The 13,113-nt window shown below is 72.6% G+C and carries 18 protein-coding genes; 8 read left to right on the top strand and 10 right to left on the bottom strand.

Annotated elements, in window-relative coordinates; genetic code table 11:
* The first annotated feature begins 253 nt into the window (after positions 1–253).
* Complete coding sequence (locus tag ACFP3R_RS13065) at positions 254–847, top strand: dTDP-4-dehydrorhamnose 3,5-epimerase family protein (RefSeq protein WP_380635901.1); 594 nt, start codon at positions 254–256, stop codon at positions 845–847.
* 64 nt (positions 848–911) lie between these two features.
* Here the strand turns inward: ACFP3R_RS13065 and ACFP3R_RS13060 are convergent, their stop codons facing one another.
* Positions 912–1,214, bottom strand: coding sequence for a S26 family signal peptidase (locus tag ACFP3R_RS13060; RefSeq protein WP_380635899.1), 303 nt, complete (start codon positions 1,212–1,214; stop codon positions 912–914).
* A 114-nt stretch (positions 1,215–1,328) separates the two neighbouring features.
* Between ACFP3R_RS13060 and sodN the strand changes: the two genes are divergently transcribed.
* The 3 genes from sodN (at position 1,329) to ACFP3R_RS13045 (ending at position 2,971) form a co-directional block, all read left to right on the top strand.
* Positions 1,329–1,748, top strand: coding sequence for a superoxide dismutase, Ni (sodN, locus tag ACFP3R_RS13055; RefSeq protein WP_380635898.1), 420 nt, complete (start codon positions 1,329–1,331; stop codon positions 1,746–1,748).
* Between the two features lie 139 nt (positions 1,749–1,887).
* On the top strand, positions 1,888–2,493 hold the full coding sequence (locus ACFP3R_RS13050) for a histidine phosphatase family protein (RefSeq protein WP_380635896.1): 606 nt from the start codon (positions 1,888–1,890) through the stop codon (positions 2,491–2,493).
* The gene (locus ACFP3R_RS13045) at positions 2,486–2,971 is read left to right on the top strand and encodes a GNAT family N-acetyltransferase (RefSeq protein WP_380635894.1); all 486 of its coding nucleotides are present in this window, start codon (positions 2,486–2,488) and stop codon (positions 2,969–2,971) included. The genes ACFP3R_RS13050 and ACFP3R_RS13045 overlap by 8 nt, the downstream gene beginning before the upstream one ends.
* Here the strand turns inward: ACFP3R_RS13045 and ACFP3R_RS13040 are convergent.
* Entirely contained in the window at positions 2,946–3,416 is a 471-nt protein-coding gene (locus tag ACFP3R_RS13040) for a hypothetical protein (RefSeq protein WP_380635892.1), read from the bottom strand. The genes ACFP3R_RS13045 and ACFP3R_RS13040 overlap by 26 nt on opposite strands.
* Positions 3,417–3,487: 71 nt before the next feature.
* Here ACFP3R_RS13040 and ACFP3R_RS13035 point away from each other — a divergent pair, with 71 nt between their 5' ends.
* On the top strand, positions 3,488–3,979 hold the full coding sequence (locus ACFP3R_RS13035) for a MarR family transcriptional regulator (protein WP_380635890.1): 492 nt from the start codon (positions 3,488–3,490) through the stop codon (positions 3,977–3,979).
* An 18-nt stretch (positions 3,980–3,997) separates the two neighbouring features.
* Here the strand turns inward: ACFP3R_RS13035 and ACFP3R_RS13030 are convergent, their stop codons facing one another.
* From ACFP3R_RS13030 to ACFP3R_RS13020, 3 genes are all read right to left on the bottom strand, one after another.
* Positions 3,998–4,792: an SAM-dependent methyltransferase gene (locus ACFP3R_RS13030; protein WP_380635888.1), complete on the bottom strand. Its 795-nt coding sequence runs from the start codon at positions 4,790–4,792 to the stop codon at positions 3,998–4,000.
* A 230-nt stretch (positions 4,793–5,022) separates the two neighbouring features.
* The gene (locus tag ACFP3R_RS13025; RefSeq protein WP_380635886.1) at positions 5,023–5,772 is read right to left on the bottom strand and encodes a S1 family peptidase; all 750 of its coding nucleotides are present in this window, start codon (positions 5,770–5,772) and stop codon (positions 5,023–5,025) included.
* Between the two features lie 126 nt (positions 5,773–5,898).
* Positions 5,899–6,297, bottom strand: a complete 399-nt coding sequence (locus tag ACFP3R_RS13020) for a hypothetical protein (RefSeq protein WP_380635885.1) — start codon at positions 6,295–6,297, stop codon at positions 5,899–5,901.
* Positions 6,298–6,563: 266 nt separating this feature from the next.
* On the opposite strand from ACFP3R_RS13020, the gene ACFP3R_RS13015 reads away from it, so the two are divergent.
* Positions 6,564–7,508: a diacylglycerol/lipid kinase family protein gene (locus tag ACFP3R_RS13015; protein ID WP_380635883.1), complete on the top strand. Its 945-nt coding sequence runs from the start codon at positions 6,564–6,566 to the stop codon at positions 7,506–7,508.
* A 238-nt stretch (positions 7,509–7,746) separates the two neighbouring features.
* Positions 7,747–8,001 (top strand): WhiB family transcriptional regulator, encoded by a 255-nt coding sequence (locus tag ACFP3R_RS13010; protein WP_053719541.1) that lies wholly within the window; start codon positions 7,747–7,749, stop codon positions 7,999–8,001.
* 130 nt (positions 8,002–8,131) lie between these two features.
* Here the strand turns inward: ACFP3R_RS13010 and ACFP3R_RS13005 are convergent, their stop codons facing one another.
* Together ACFP3R_RS13005 and ACFP3R_RS13000 are read right to left on the bottom strand one after the other, a co-directional pair.
* Positions 8,132–9,610 carry a sensor histidine kinase gene (locus ACFP3R_RS13005; RefSeq protein WP_380636128.1) on the bottom strand — a complete coding sequence of 493 codons (1,479 nt, stop codon included), beginning with the start codon at positions 9,608–9,610 and terminating at the stop codon, positions 8,132–8,134.
* Entirely contained in the window at positions 9,611–9,826 is a 216-nt protein-coding gene (locus ACFP3R_RS13000) for a biotin/lipoyl-binding carrier protein (protein WP_380635880.1), read from the bottom strand.
* 108 nt (positions 9,827–9,934) lie between these two features.
* Between ACFP3R_RS13000 and ACFP3R_RS12995 the strand changes: the two genes are divergently transcribed.
* On the top strand, positions 9,935–10,009 hold the full coding sequence (locus tag ACFP3R_RS12995; RefSeq protein WP_096498094.1) for a 50S ribosomal protein bL37: 75 nt from the start codon (positions 9,935–9,937) through the stop codon (positions 10,007–10,009).
* 361 nt (positions 10,010–10,370) lie between these two features.
* On the opposite strand, the gene ACFP3R_RS12990 is transcribed toward ACFP3R_RS12995, so the two are convergent.
* From ACFP3R_RS12990 to ACFP3R_RS12980, 3 genes are all read right to left on the bottom strand, one after another.
* On the bottom strand, positions 10,371–11,873 hold the full coding sequence (locus ACFP3R_RS12990) for a class I tRNA ligase family protein (protein WP_380635878.1): 1,503 nt from the start codon (positions 11,871–11,873) through the stop codon (positions 10,371–10,373).
* Positions 11,874–12,005: 132 nt separating this feature from the next.
* Positions 12,006–12,353: a mycothiol system anti-sigma-R factor gene (gene rsrA / locus ACFP3R_RS12985; protein ID WP_380635876.1), complete on the bottom strand. Its 348-nt coding sequence runs from the start codon at positions 12,351–12,353 to the stop codon at positions 12,006–12,008.
* A complete protein-coding gene (locus ACFP3R_RS12980; protein ID WP_380635874.1) occupies positions 12,350–12,976 on the bottom strand; it encodes a sigma-70 family RNA polymerase sigma factor in 627 nt (208 codons plus the stop codon). The genes rsrA and ACFP3R_RS12980 overlap by 4 nt, the downstream gene beginning before the upstream one ends.
* Between the last annotated feature and the right edge of the window lie 137 nt (positions 12,977–13,113).

The following is a 13,113-nucleotide window of genomic DNA, read 5'->3' as shown; positions in this document are numbered from 1 at the left end:
CACCGGGACCGGCGTGGTCACGCGGGTCGACGGGGCCTGGCTGCGGGTCGGCCCACGCGGTCGCGGGGCCGCCCTGGAAGGCGGTGTGCGGGCAAGCATGGCAGCGCGGACGATCGCTGTCTGCGACGGGGATCACAGTCTTTTCGCAGGTCAGAGGCCATTTTCACGAGACGTACGTCCGGTTTTCTGAACCGACCGGTCAGTTTTCGCAGGCAGGATCGGTCAAGAATCGCCGGGCCCTAGGGTGTCCGGCATGAAGGCACGTGAGCTGAAAATTCCCGGGGCGTTCGAGTTCACCCCTTCGGTGTTCCCGGACGACCGAGGGCTGTTCGTCGCCCCCTTCCAGGCGGAGGCGTTCGAGGAGGCCGTGGGCCACCCGCTGCGGGTCGCGCAGACCAACCACAGCGAGTCCCGGCGCGGTGTGGTCCGGGGGCTGCACTACGCCACCGTGCCGCCGGGCCAGGCCAAGTACGTCCACTGCTCGCGCGGGCGGCTCCTGGACGTGATGTACGACCTGCGGGTCGGGTCGCCGACGTTCGGCGAGTGGGACGCCGCGGAGCTGTCGGCCGACCGGTTCAACGCGGTGTACCTGCCCGAGGGGCTGGGCCACGCGCTGATGTCGCTGGAGGACGGGTCGGTCGCCTCCTACCTGTGCTCGGAGGGCTTCAACCCGAAGGCGGAGCGCGGCGTCCACCCGCTGTCGGTGGAGCTGCCGTGGCCCGCCGGCATCGAGCCGGTGCTGTCGCCGAAGGACGCGGCCGCGCCGACCCTGGAGGAGGCGCGGGCGGCGGGCCTGCTGCCCTCGTACGACGCCTGCCAGGCGTGGTACGCGCAGCTGAAGGGCTGAGACCGGGCCACCGGGGTCCGGCGCGTCAGCCGGGCGCGCCAGCCAGGAGCGTCAGCCAGTAGCGTCAGCCGGGGCGTCGACGAAGCCGCCGCGGCCGGGGCCAGAGCCGGAACCGCACCGCGCCCACCACCTCCGCCGCGCCCAGCTCGCGCGAGTCGGTCGAGGCGAACGGGTTGTCCCCCTCCACGTGCCACCCGCCGGGGACCTCGCGAACCGCCCGCTTGACCGACAGCCGCGCGGGCCGCGCGGCCCACCTGACCAGCACCACGTCACCGGGCCGGGGCCGCCCCCCGTACCGGACCAGCACGACGTCCCCGCCGCGGAGGGTCGGCGCCATCGACGGCCCGACCACCCGAACCAGCGGCAACGGGTTGACCTCCGCACCACGCCCGTCCGGTGCCAACGATCACCTCCGCCTGCCCGCGCGACGCCCCCGGAGTAGGGTTCCGCACGTCGGAGCATCCACTGTCAGGGAGGAAAGATGCGACTTCTGTCGCGCATCCGTTCACTCCGCCGCCCACTCCCGGAGGCCACCGCGCACTGCGACCTCCCGTGCGGTGTGTACGACCCGGCTCAGGCCCGGATCGAGGCGGAGTCGGTCAAGGCGATCCAGGAGAAGTACCAGGCGAACGAGGACCCGGAGTTCCGGACCCGCGCTCTCCTGATCAAGGAGCAGCGCGCCGAGCTCGTGAAGCACCACCTGTGGGTGCTGTGGACCGACTACTTCAAGCCGCCGCACTTCGAGAAGTACCCGGAGCTGAACGAGCTGTTCAACAAGGCGACCAAGGCCGCCGGCGCGTCGGGCGCCAAGGGTTCCATGGACCCGGCCAAGGGGCAGGAGCTGCTCGACCTGATCGCCCAGATCGACAAGATCTTCTGGGAGACCAAGGCCGCGGCCTGATCCACCTCGCGCGAACGGCGCCGACCCGGCGGAACCACGCCCGGTCGGCGCCGTTCGTCGTCACCGCCGTGACCAGCGGCACGAACCCGATCGCGCCCGACCCCGGCGACCCGACCCCGCCGACCGTAAGATCGACGACGTGACGTCACACGTCTACCTCCTCCGGCACGGCCAGACCGAGTGGTCGGAGACCGGTCGCCACACCGGCCGCACCGACATCCCGCTGACGGAGGTCGGCGTGCAGCAGGCCCGCCGCGCCGGGGCCGTCCTCGCCCGCCTGCGCGGCACCGACCGGCCGCCCGCCCTGGTCCTGTCCAGCCCGCGGCAACGCGCCTGGCGCACCGCCGAGCTGGCCGGTCTCCACGAGGTGGAGCGCACCGAGGACCTGGGCGAGTGGGACTACGGCGACCACGAGGGCCTCACCACCCCGCAGATCCGCGAGACCGTGCCCGGCTGGACCGTGTGGACCCACCCGTCCCCCAACGGCGAGACCGCCGAGCAGGTGCACCGCCGCGCCACCGCGGTGCTCGACCGCGTCCGCCGGGCCCTGCGGGGCGGTGACGTGGTCCTCGTCGGCCACGGGCACTTCAGCCGCGTGCTCATCGCCGCCTGGCTGGAGCTGCCCCCGGACCAGGGCGTGCACTTCGGCCTCGACCCGGCGGGCACCGCGGTGCTCGGCGACGAGCGCGGCGACCCCCAGGTGCGCCGGCTGAACGTGCCGGCCTGGGAGGTCGACGTTGACTGACCCGCGCGTCCGCCGCGTCCGCCCGGACGACGTGCCGGCGATCGTGGCCCTGGTCGAGGAGCTGGCGGAGTACGAGCGCGCCCGCCACGAGTGCCGGCTGACCACCGGGCAGCTGCACGACGTCCTGTTCCGCCCGAACGCCTCCCTGTTCGGCCACGTGGCCGAAGTGGACGGTCGGGTCGTCGGCGTCGCCCTGTGGTTCCTCAACTTCTCCACCTGGCGCGGCACGCACGGCATCTACCTCGAAGACCTCTTCGTGCAGCCCGACCACCGCGGCGGCGGCCTCGGGCGGGCGCTGCTCCAGGCCCTCGCGGAGGAGTGCGCGCGGCAGGGCTACGCCCGGCTGGAGTGGGCGGTGCTCAACTGGAACGACCCGGCGATCGGCTTCTACCGGTCGCTCGGCGCGGTCCCGATGGACGAGTGGACCGTCTTCCGCCTCACCGACGACGCGCTCACCCGACTGGGACGGGACGGCTGACGGCGGCCTGCCGGGCGATCCCGACCCACCACACGACCGTGAACGCGATGACGGTCGGGTTCTTCACGAACAGCAGCACGGCCAGGTAGGTCGGCGAGGAGCCGAGCGACTCCAGGCCGACGTCGAAGACCAGGAACGCCGCCGTCAGCAGCGCGCCCTGCCACAGCAGCGACCGCCGGTGGCGGGAGGCGAACGCGCGGGCGGCGGCCCACCTCGGTCGTTCGCCGCGCACGGCCAGCCGCCACACCACGACCACCAGCGCGACCCTCGCCGCCAGCACCACCACCTCCGAGGCGACCCCCGCGACTCCGGGCAGGCCCCGGTTCACCGCCACCAGCCGCTGCACGGACGCGACCAGCGACAGGCCGACGACCACCGGCCAGTGCCGCAGGCAGAACCGCGCCGCCCACCTCGGCACCTCCAGCGCCAAGCGCAACTCGGACACCGAACAACCCCCCTGTCCACGAATATTTTAGTTTAGTGTACTGAAATATCAGCAGCGGTAAAGTGCCGGGCATGGGCGAGGGGAGCGAGGCGCGGGGCGAAGAGCAGGCCGGGACGCGGGACGAGGCGCGTGACCAGGGGCGCGAGCTGAGCACCGCCGTGGTGGCCTTCCACGAGGCCGTGGGCGCGCACCTGGGCGTGACCGCGGTCGACCAGCGGGCGCTGGCCCTCATCGCCGGCCGCGGCCCGATGACCGCGGGCGCCCTGGCCAGGGAGATCAACCTGACGCCGGGTGCGGTGACCGGCGTGGCCGACCGGCTCGAACGCGCGGGCCTGGTCCGCCGCGAACCCGACCCCGAGGACCGCCGGCGCGTGGTGATCACCGCGGTCCCCGGCGCGTTCGGCCAGGTCTTCGCGGGCCTGAGCGCCGCGATGGCGGAGCTCTCCGCCCGTTACACGCCCGAGGAGCAGCGGGTCATCGGGGACTGGGTGGCCCGCACCGTCGACGTGCTCGGGGAGCAGACGCGGCGGCTCACCGAGGGGCGCTCACCCGGGCCGCGGTGAGCCGACGCGCCACGGAACTCACCGCCCCCGGGCGGACGAGCGCTTCACCCCCACCGCGCCGTAGGCGACCGCCTCCGCGCCGCTCTCCGGCTCGCCCTCGCCGCGCCACCGGGTGGCCATCACCAGCCCCGGCTCCAGCAGCTCGTAGCCCGCGAACAGCGGCTCCAGCTCCGCCTTGGACCGCGCCACGATCGGGGACAGCGACTCGGCCGTCACGCCGACCAGCTGCTCCACCATCTCCGGCTGCTCGTCGGCGGTCAGGTGGCTCATCACCAGGTAGCTGCCGTCCGCGACCGCGTCCCGGTAGCGGGCGACCAGCTCGGCGGGCCGGTCCGCGTCGCCGAGGTACGGCAGGATCGCGACCATGAGCACGGCCACCGGCTGGGACAGGTCGATCAGCCCGCGGACCTCGGGGGCGGACAGCACGGCGCCCACGTCCCGGATGTCGGCCTCCGCGATCGACGCGCCCGGGTTGTCGCGCAGCATGGCGCGGCTGTGGGCGACGGTCGTGGCCTCGTTGTCCACGTACACCACGCGGCACGTCGGGTCGACCTGCTGGGCCACCTCGTGCACGTTGCCCGCGGTCGGGATGCCGGAGCCCAGGTCGAGGAACTGGCGGATGCCCGCGGCCACGCACACGCGCACCGTGCGGCGCAGGAACGCGCGGGTGTGCTGGATGATCTCCGCGGTCGGGATCTGCGGCATGGCCAGTTCGGCGAACCTGCGGTCGACCGCGAAGTTGTGCGCCCCGCCGAGGTAGTAGTCGAAGAGCCGGGCCACGTTGGGCCGTTCGACGTCGTCGTTCGTCGACACCCATCTCGGGGGGTTCTGCACTGCGCACCTCACCCTGCACGGCACCCGGAGTGGCGTGAACGCCTGCAGAACCGTATCTGGCTACTCCGTTCGTGTCCATCCGCCAATCGTGAACACGCAGGGTGATTGGAACTGGTGGGTGGGCCGGAACGGCCCGGGTGGTACCCCGACCGGGGGGCGGCGCAGGGGAAGACGGGATATGTCCTGCCCCCCGGTCGGGAGACTCGCGGTCAGACGCCGGCGTAGGAGCGGATCCAGTCGCGGTAGCGGGTGACGGCGGTGTAGTTCGACCGCGTGGAGCGGTCGGAGGTGGAGGCGACGCCGACCTGGTAGCGGCGGCCGTCGACCGGGCTGGTGGCGAACATCGGGCCGCCCGAGTCACCGCCGGCGGCGATGCCGTTGACGCGGGTCACCGAGATGGCGACGCCACCGCGGTAGTCGCTGCCGTTGACCGAGGTGACCCGGGTGTCGGCGTACTTGAGGTAGCGCGCCTGGCAGTTGATCTCCGGCTGGTTGGTGCAGGTCGCGCCCCAGCCGTAGAGCTGCACGGTCTGGTTGACCGCCACCGCGGTGGTGGTGCCCAGCGGCGCGTAGGTGGCCGAGACGGACCGGTCCAGCCGCGCCAGCGCCAGGTCGACCGACGGGTGCTGGATGATCTGGGTGGCGGTGGCCACCGTGCCGCCGGTGGTCTGGTCCAGGCTGCCGATGCGGAACGTGTAGGTCCCCGAGGACGCCACGCAGTGCTGCGCGGTCAGGACCCAGGTCGGCGCGATGATGGTGGCCGAGCAGTTCTGCTGGCCGTTGCGGAACAGCCGGGCCGCCCAGGGCGCGTTGCTGGCCGTGCCGCCGCCGATGATGTACGGCTGGACGCCGTCGGCCTCCTGGGCGGAGGCCGTCGGCGCGACCGCCGTCAGGGCCAGCGCGGACAGCACTGCGGCGGTGGCTCCGACGGCCGCGGACAGGGCGCGAGTGAGTCGCATGGATTCGTCACCTCAACGAACGCAGGGAGTGGTGAATTCACCACCCACAGCGTCACTCGTTGGAGTGAGCGGGACCACCCGCCGTTAGTAGGCGAGCGTCCAGACCATGGTCTGGGGCCAAAAGACCTAATCGTCCTGTTCGTCCACACCCAGCGCCCAGCGGCGCACGGGGTTGGTGAACAGCAGGTACAGCGCCACCGCCGCGTAGACGCCCACCAGCGCGCCCCACAGCTGCTGCCCGGAGGGCCCGTAGGTGTACCAGGCCACGCCCAGGAGCAGCAGTTGCAGCACGACGGCCGGCGTCCGTCCCCAGTGCCTGCCCAGCAGCAGCCCGATCGCGGCGGCGAGCACCCCGCCGCCGAGCACGGCGAAGTACGCCGCCTCGCCGAGCACCGCCCCCGCGTCCTCGACGCTGAACGACCGCACGACCAGGGCGACCGCGAACGCCAGCGCGGCCAGCGCCTCCAGGGCGGTCAGCGCGCCGGCCACCCGGACCGCCGCGGGTACCCCATTCCGGTTCGACACGCTGGGCCTTTCCTCACCGTGAGTACTCGTCACGCATCGTAGGCCACCCGGTTGGCGAGTCCCCTTCGGCCGCGCCAGGGGCGAAGATCAAGGGAGTCTTCGGCGAGCCGGCGGTCGGGCCGGGGTGCACTTGTCGCGGATGCTGGTCACGAGGCTCCGCAGCGCTCTGCGGGAAAGGAGAGCCTGCCCACTTCCGGGCATCCTGAACCTCCCTACCGGGGAAAGCGCGATCTGCCTCAGGTCACGCGCTGTCTTACCCTGGGGTGGTGCGCGCACTTCTGGTGGTCAACCCGCAGGCGACGGCGACAACGCCCGGCGGTCGGGACGTGCTGGCGCACGCACTGGCCAGCGAGGTGAAGCTCGACGTCGTCGAGACCGATTACCGGGGGCACGCGGCGGACGCCGCCGCGGGAGCCGTCGTGGACGGGTACGACCTGGTGGTCGCGCACGGCGGCGACGGCACGGTGAACGAGGTCGTCAACGGCGTGCTGCGCGGTGGCGCGCGACCGGGGCTGCCGCTGCTCGGGGTCGTCCCCGGCGGCTCGGCCAACGTCTTCGCGGGCGCCCTGGGCCTGCCCCGCGACCCGGTCGAGGCGACCTACCGCCTGCTCCAGGCCATCGAGCACGGCACCAGCCGCCGGGTCAGCCTCGGCAAGGTCGCCTCCTCGGGCGGGGAGCTCGACCACGACCGCTGGTTCACCTTCAACGCGGGCGTCGGCTGGGACGCCGACGTGGTCGCCGAGGTGGAGCACCAGCGGGCCAGGGGCCTCCAGGCGTCGCCCGGCCTCTACGCGCGCACCGCGCTGGCCGGCTACTTCACCCAGCGCCGGCAGCCCGCCAGCCTGACCGTGCAGGTCCCGGACGAACCGCCGTTCGAGGACGTGCGGCTGGCCTTCGTGTCGAACACCGATCCGTGGACCTACCTCGGCGACAAGGCGATCCGGCTCAACCCGAGCACGTCGTTCGACGGCGGTCTGGGCCTGTTCGCCCTGCACGGGATGGGTTTGCCCACAGTTTTGCGCTACGTCGCGCATCTTTTGGCCACGGATGGGAACCCGAGGGGCGCGAACCTGCTCCGGCGTGACGACGTCGAGTACGTCCGGGTGACGACCCGGGAGCCTGTCAACCTGCAGGTGGACGGAGACCTGCTCGGGGAGTGCACCGAGGTGGAGTTCACGGGTGTGCCGGGTGCGCTGACCGTGGCGGTGTGACCACGTTCGTGTGACCGACGCGTGACCGTCACGCGATCGATCCGCGATGTTGTGGCCTGCGGTGATGCCTCTGCGTGAAACCACAGGTGAACTCAGTCGATCTTTCGGGTGAGTTCACTCACCGGGTTAGTGCTAACCCCTTGACATCCCGGCCGTTCGTGAAAGCATTCACAAGCACCCCAAAACCGACCGCTGACGACCGGCGCGCCTTTGCGCGCCTAGCTGAGGAGTAGTTCCAATGGACTGGCGCCACCGCGCGATCTGCCGCGACGAGGACCCCGAGCTGTTCTTCCCCGTTGGGAACAGCGGTCCTGCGCTCCTGCAGATCGCCGAGGCGAAGACCGTCTGCCGCCGTTGCCCCGTCGTCTCCGACTGCCTCTCGTGGGCACTGGAGAGCGGCCAGGACGCCGGCGTGTGGGGCGGGATGAGCGAAGACGAGCGTCGCGCCCTCAAGCGCCGCAACGCTCGCACCCGGGCTCGCAGCAACGCCTGAGCCGACAACACACAGCAGCGAAGGGCCCGACACCGTGCCAGGTGTCGGGCCCTTCGTTTGTGTTGCACACCCTCCCGCATGACCACGTGACCCCGCTGAGGCAGGTTGTCACGTGTGCACGGGGAGCAGTCTAACGCCGCGCTCTGAGGGGCACGCGCAGGACCGCCTCTGTACCGCCTTTGGGGCGACGCCGCAAGCTCAAGGAGCCCCTGAGTTCGGACTCCACCAGTGTCCGCACGATCTGCAACCCGAGGCGGTCGGTGCGCTCCAGCGAGAAGCCCTGCGGCAGGCCGCGGCCGTCGTCGGAGATCACCACGTCCAGCCACTTCGCCGACCGCTCGGCGTGCACCACGACCTCGCCGCGCTGACCCGCCGCGTACGCGTGCTCGAAGGCGTTCTGCACCAGCTCGGTCAGCACCATCACCAGCGGTGTGGCCAGCTCGGCGGGCACGATGCCGAACGGCCCGTCCCGGCGCACCACCACCTGGGACTCGGTGGCCGCGACGTCGGACATCATCGGGATGACCCTGTCCACCACCTCGTCCAGGTCCACCCGCTCGTCCACCGACATCGACAGCGTCTCGTGCACGAGCGCGATCGAGGTGACCCGGCGCACCGACTCGGCCAGCGCCTCGCGGGCCTCCTCGCTGCTGGTCCGGCGGCTCTGGAGGCGCAGCAGCGCGGCCACCGTCTGGAGATTGTTCTTCACCCGGTGGTGGATCTCGCGGATCGTCGCGTCCTTGGACATCAGCGCCCGGTCCCGCCGGCGGACCTCGGTGACGTCCCGGCACAGCACCAGCGCACCCGCCGCACTGCCCCGCGGCCGCAGCGGCAGCGCCCGGAACAGCACCGCCGCACCCCGGCGCGACTCGGCCTCGATGCGCATCGACGGCTGGCCGTCCAGCGCCGACCGGATGCGCTGGGCGACCTCGGTGGCGTCGAACGGGTCCCCGATCAGCGACCGCGTCAACGGCGCCAGGTGCACGCCCACCAGGTCCGAGGCGTGGCCCATGCGGTGGTAGGCGCTGAGCGCGTTGGGGCTCGCGAACACCACCGCGCCCGACGCGTCGAGCCTGATCAGGCCGTCACCGACGCGAGGGCTCGTGTGCACGTCCGGTGAGGGCTCGGTGGTCGGGAACGTGCCGTCGGAGATCATCTGGCACAGGTCGGCGGCGCCGCCCAGGTAGGAGATCTCCAGCGGGCTCGGCACCCTCGGCACGGCCAGGTTGGTGTTGCGGCTGAGCACCGCGATGACCTCGTCGTTCCGCTTGACCGGGATGGCCTCGCGGCGCACCGGGACGCCCAGGTGCCAGCGCGGGTCCTCCTCGCGGCAGATCCGCCGCTCGGAGATGGCGCGCCGCAGCTGCGGGTGCTCGTCGACGTCGACCGTGCTCCCCACGACGTCCTCGGGGTGCGCCGTCGGCGCCGTGGTCGGCCGGGCCTGGGCGACGCACAGGAACTCGCGGTCGTCCAGCGGCACCCACATCAGGAAGTCCGCGAAGCTCAGGTCCGAGAGCAGCTGCCACTCCGCGACCACCAGTTGGAGGTGGTCGACGGCGGCGCCGGAGAGCTTGGTGTGCTCGGCGAGCAGGTCGGTGAGCGTGGACAGCTACTCCACCACCGCGATCAGGTCGCCCTCCTGCACCACGTCGCCGGGCGCGACCGCGATGCGGGTGATCCTGCCGGAGCCCTCCGGGAGGACCGGGATCTCCATCTTCATGCTCTCCAGGACCACCACGGTGGTCTCGTGGTCGACCTCGTCGCCCTCCTGGACGGAGATCTGCGCCACGTTGGCGACGATCTCGGCGCGAATCTCCTCGGCCATGGCCCTCCTTCGCTCGGGTGCAATCCAACCACGGTTCAGGCCCGGTGATGGGCGGATCAGGGGTCGTGACACACTGACGTGAGGTAGTTCGAGCACTAGGAGAACCCCATGTCGAAGCGTGCCCGCAAGCGCCGCGACCGCAAGAAGGGCGGCGCCAACCACGGGAAGCGCCCCAACGCCTGACCCGTCGTTCGGCGGTGTGGTGTCGCGAAGGCCCCCGGAGCTGCGGCTCTCGGGGCCTTCGGTTTTCTGGGGGTCGGTGGGTTGGATGGCCGGGCGGGGTAGGGGCGCGTTAGGGGTCGGGCGGCGCCGGACCCTGCGACTTTGTCGCACGACCGGGTGAAGCAGACCCCGGAGATGTACGGAAACGCTGTTATGCCCATCGGTTGTCAATGAAATGGAGTCCCGGGCAACCACCCCGCTCGCCACGCACCCCAGCCCCACGCACCCCAGCCCCACGCACCCCAGCCCCACGCACCCCGCACTCCGCTCACCCCGCCCCGCCCCGCGCACCCTCACCGCGCTCACTTCACCCCGCGCACCCTCACCGCCGGGGGAACAGGGATCGAGGCGCGGCGAGCGAGTCGGTGAGCGTGATGCACTGCCCCGCGATGCCGGCGGCGAGCGTGGGCAGGAACGGCGTCAGCTCGGTCGCCAGCACGCGGCAGGCCGTGAGCAGGGCGGCCAGCACGGCGTCGAGCCGGTCACGGGCGTCGCGGTCACCGGCGCGGTCGGCACGGGCCAGGTCCCACGGGCGGGCGCGGTCGGCGTAGCGACGGGCCTGCTCGACGATCCGCCACACCGCGTCGGTGGCCCGCCGGAAGTCGAACGAGGCCAGCGCCTCGCGGACCTGCTCGGGCGCGGCGCGGCAGGCGGCGAGCAGGGGCTCGGCGTCCGCCGGCGGGTCGGCGACGGGCGGTCGGCCGGCGCGGTAGCGGTGGACCATGGTGGTGACGCGGTCGACGAGGGCGCCGAGGGCGGTGGCCAGGTCATCGTTGGCGAGGGTGACCGAGCGGTTGGCCGCGGAAGTCGTCGGGTGGTCGGCGGCTGGGGGTGTCGGGTGGTCGGTCGCGGGACCGGTGGGGGTGGGCGGGCCGTCGGGTGTTGTCGGCAGGTGGGTGGCGGGGTTCGGTGTGGCGGGGTTCGGTGTGGCGGGGTTCGGTGTGGCGGGGTTCGGTGTGGCGGGGTTCGGTGTGGTGGCGCCCGGCGGGGTGCGCAGCAGCCACCACCGCACGGCGTCGGCGCCGTGGTGTTCGGCCAGGCCGGCGAGGTCCAGGCCGGCCGGGCTGGGGCCGGGCGGGTTGAGGCCGGCCGGGCTGGGGCCGCTCGGGTCGGTGCCGGTCAGCCCGAGGCCGGGCGGGTCGAGCCCGGGAAGCCCCAGCCCACCTGCGGGCTCGTGGGCGTAGACGTCCGTCGGCAGCGGTAACCCCGCCGACAGCAGCACCGCAGGCCACAGCACCGCGTGCAGCCGCAACCCGTCCGCGCCGACCACGTGCACCCGCCGGTCGCTCTCCAGCCACCAGCGGCGGTGGTTGGGGCCGTCCGCGCCGTACCCGAGGCCGGTCACGCCGGTCGCCACGTCCCACCACCGCTCCAGCGCCAGGCCGGGGTGGTCGGGCACCGGCACGCCCCGACCGGCGGAGCCGGCCGCGCGCACGTCCGGCAGCCCGGCCGCGAGCAGCTCCAGCACCTCGTCGCGGCGGGCGGCGGGCGCGATCCGCAGCTCACCGGCCGCGATCAGCTCGCGGAGCCGCCCGGTGTGCCGCGACAGCCGGAACGACCACTCGTCGCCCGGCCCGCGGCTCAGGTCGCCCGCCGCCGCGCACGCGCGCCACAGGCGCACCACGCCGGCGTGGTGCGCGGGGTCCTCCGGGGTGACGGTGTCGGTGGACGACAGGGCCAGCAGGTCCCTGGTGCCACGATCGGGTGAGACGAGCAGGAAGCGGACCCGGTCGCCCCGCAGGCGGTGGTGGCGGGCCAGCACGTCGGCCGCCACCTCGGCCCGTGCGGGGTCCAGGTGCGAGGTGGTCACGTAGAACCGCGGCATCGGCCCTCCCGGGGTCGGCCGCGCGACCGTGGCAACGGGCCGCGTCCGCGCGCACCGGGGTTTCCGGGTGCCCACCGGTGACGCGAACGGCGCCGGACCACGAGGGGTCCGGCGCCGTTCCGCGGGCTCGCGTCAGTCCGAGGAGGACCGGGAGGACCGGGACGAGGACGGCGCGGCGGCGGCCCGGGTGGTCGTCGTGATCTCGACCTCGACCTCGACGGTGCCCTCGCCGGTCGTCTGGAACAGGTGGGCGCGCAGGCGCCGCTTCAGCTCCTCGGGCGCGAGCTCGCCGCCGCACTTGCGGGCCAGCAGCGCCTTCAGGTGCTCCTCGATGCCGTACTGCTCCAGGCACGGGTGGCACTCGTCCAGGTGGGACTGGAGGAGTTCCTTGCGCCGCTGGTCGCACTCGTGGTCCAGGAACAGCCAGACCTCGGACAGGACCTCGGAGCAGTCGGTCTCGTGCGGTTCGCCGCAGCTCATCGTCCCGCCACCTCCCGGCTGCCGTCGCGGAGGAAGCCGCGTTCGCGCGCGACGTCCGCCAGCTGCTCGCGCAACTGCCTGCGGCCCCGGTGCAACCGGGACATCACGGTGCCGATCGGGGTGCCCATGATGTCTGCGATCTCCTTGTACGCGAAGCCTTCGACGTCCGCGAGGTAGACCGCGATCCGGAACTCCTCGGGCAGTCTCTGGAGGGCGTCCTTGACGTCCGAGTCGGGCAGCCGGTCGAGCGCGTCCACTTCGGCCGACCGCAGCCCGGACGACGTGTGGCTCTCCGCCTGGGCCAACTGCCAGTCGGTGATCTCGTCGGTGGGCTGCTGGAGCGGCTGGCGCTGCTTCTTGCGGTAGCCGTTGATGTAGGTGTTCGTGAGGATGCGGTACAGCCACGCCTTGAGGTTGGTGCCCTCGGCGAACGACTGGAACGCCGCGTACGCCTTGAGGAAGGTCTCCTGCACCAGGTCCTCGGCGTCGGCCGGGTTGCGGGTCATCCGCAGGGCCGCCGAGTACAGCTGGTCGAGCATCGGCATGGCGTCGCGTTCGAACCTGGCTGCGCGCTCGGCCGAGGTCTCGTCGCTAGGCGGGACCTGCGTTCGCGTGGCTGGCACCGCGCTCCCTTCCCACCTGCCGGTCAGCGCGGTGGACGTCGTCTGGGACGCGTTCGAGGATACGCGGCGGGCGGTGGGACGGCAGTGAGCCGAACCACGCGGCGGGCGCGCCTTCCCCGGTCGCCCGACGTCCACCC

It is taken from the genome of Saccharothrix lopnurensis, assembly GCF_042658445.1.
In the GTDB taxonomy this organism is placed as follows: Bacteria; Actinomycetota; Actinomycetes; order Mycobacteriales; family Pseudonocardiaceae; genus Actinosynnema; species Actinosynnema lopnurensis.
Note: the sequence above shows the minus strand (reverse complement) of the source record. Positions and strands in the feature narration are given on the sequence as shown.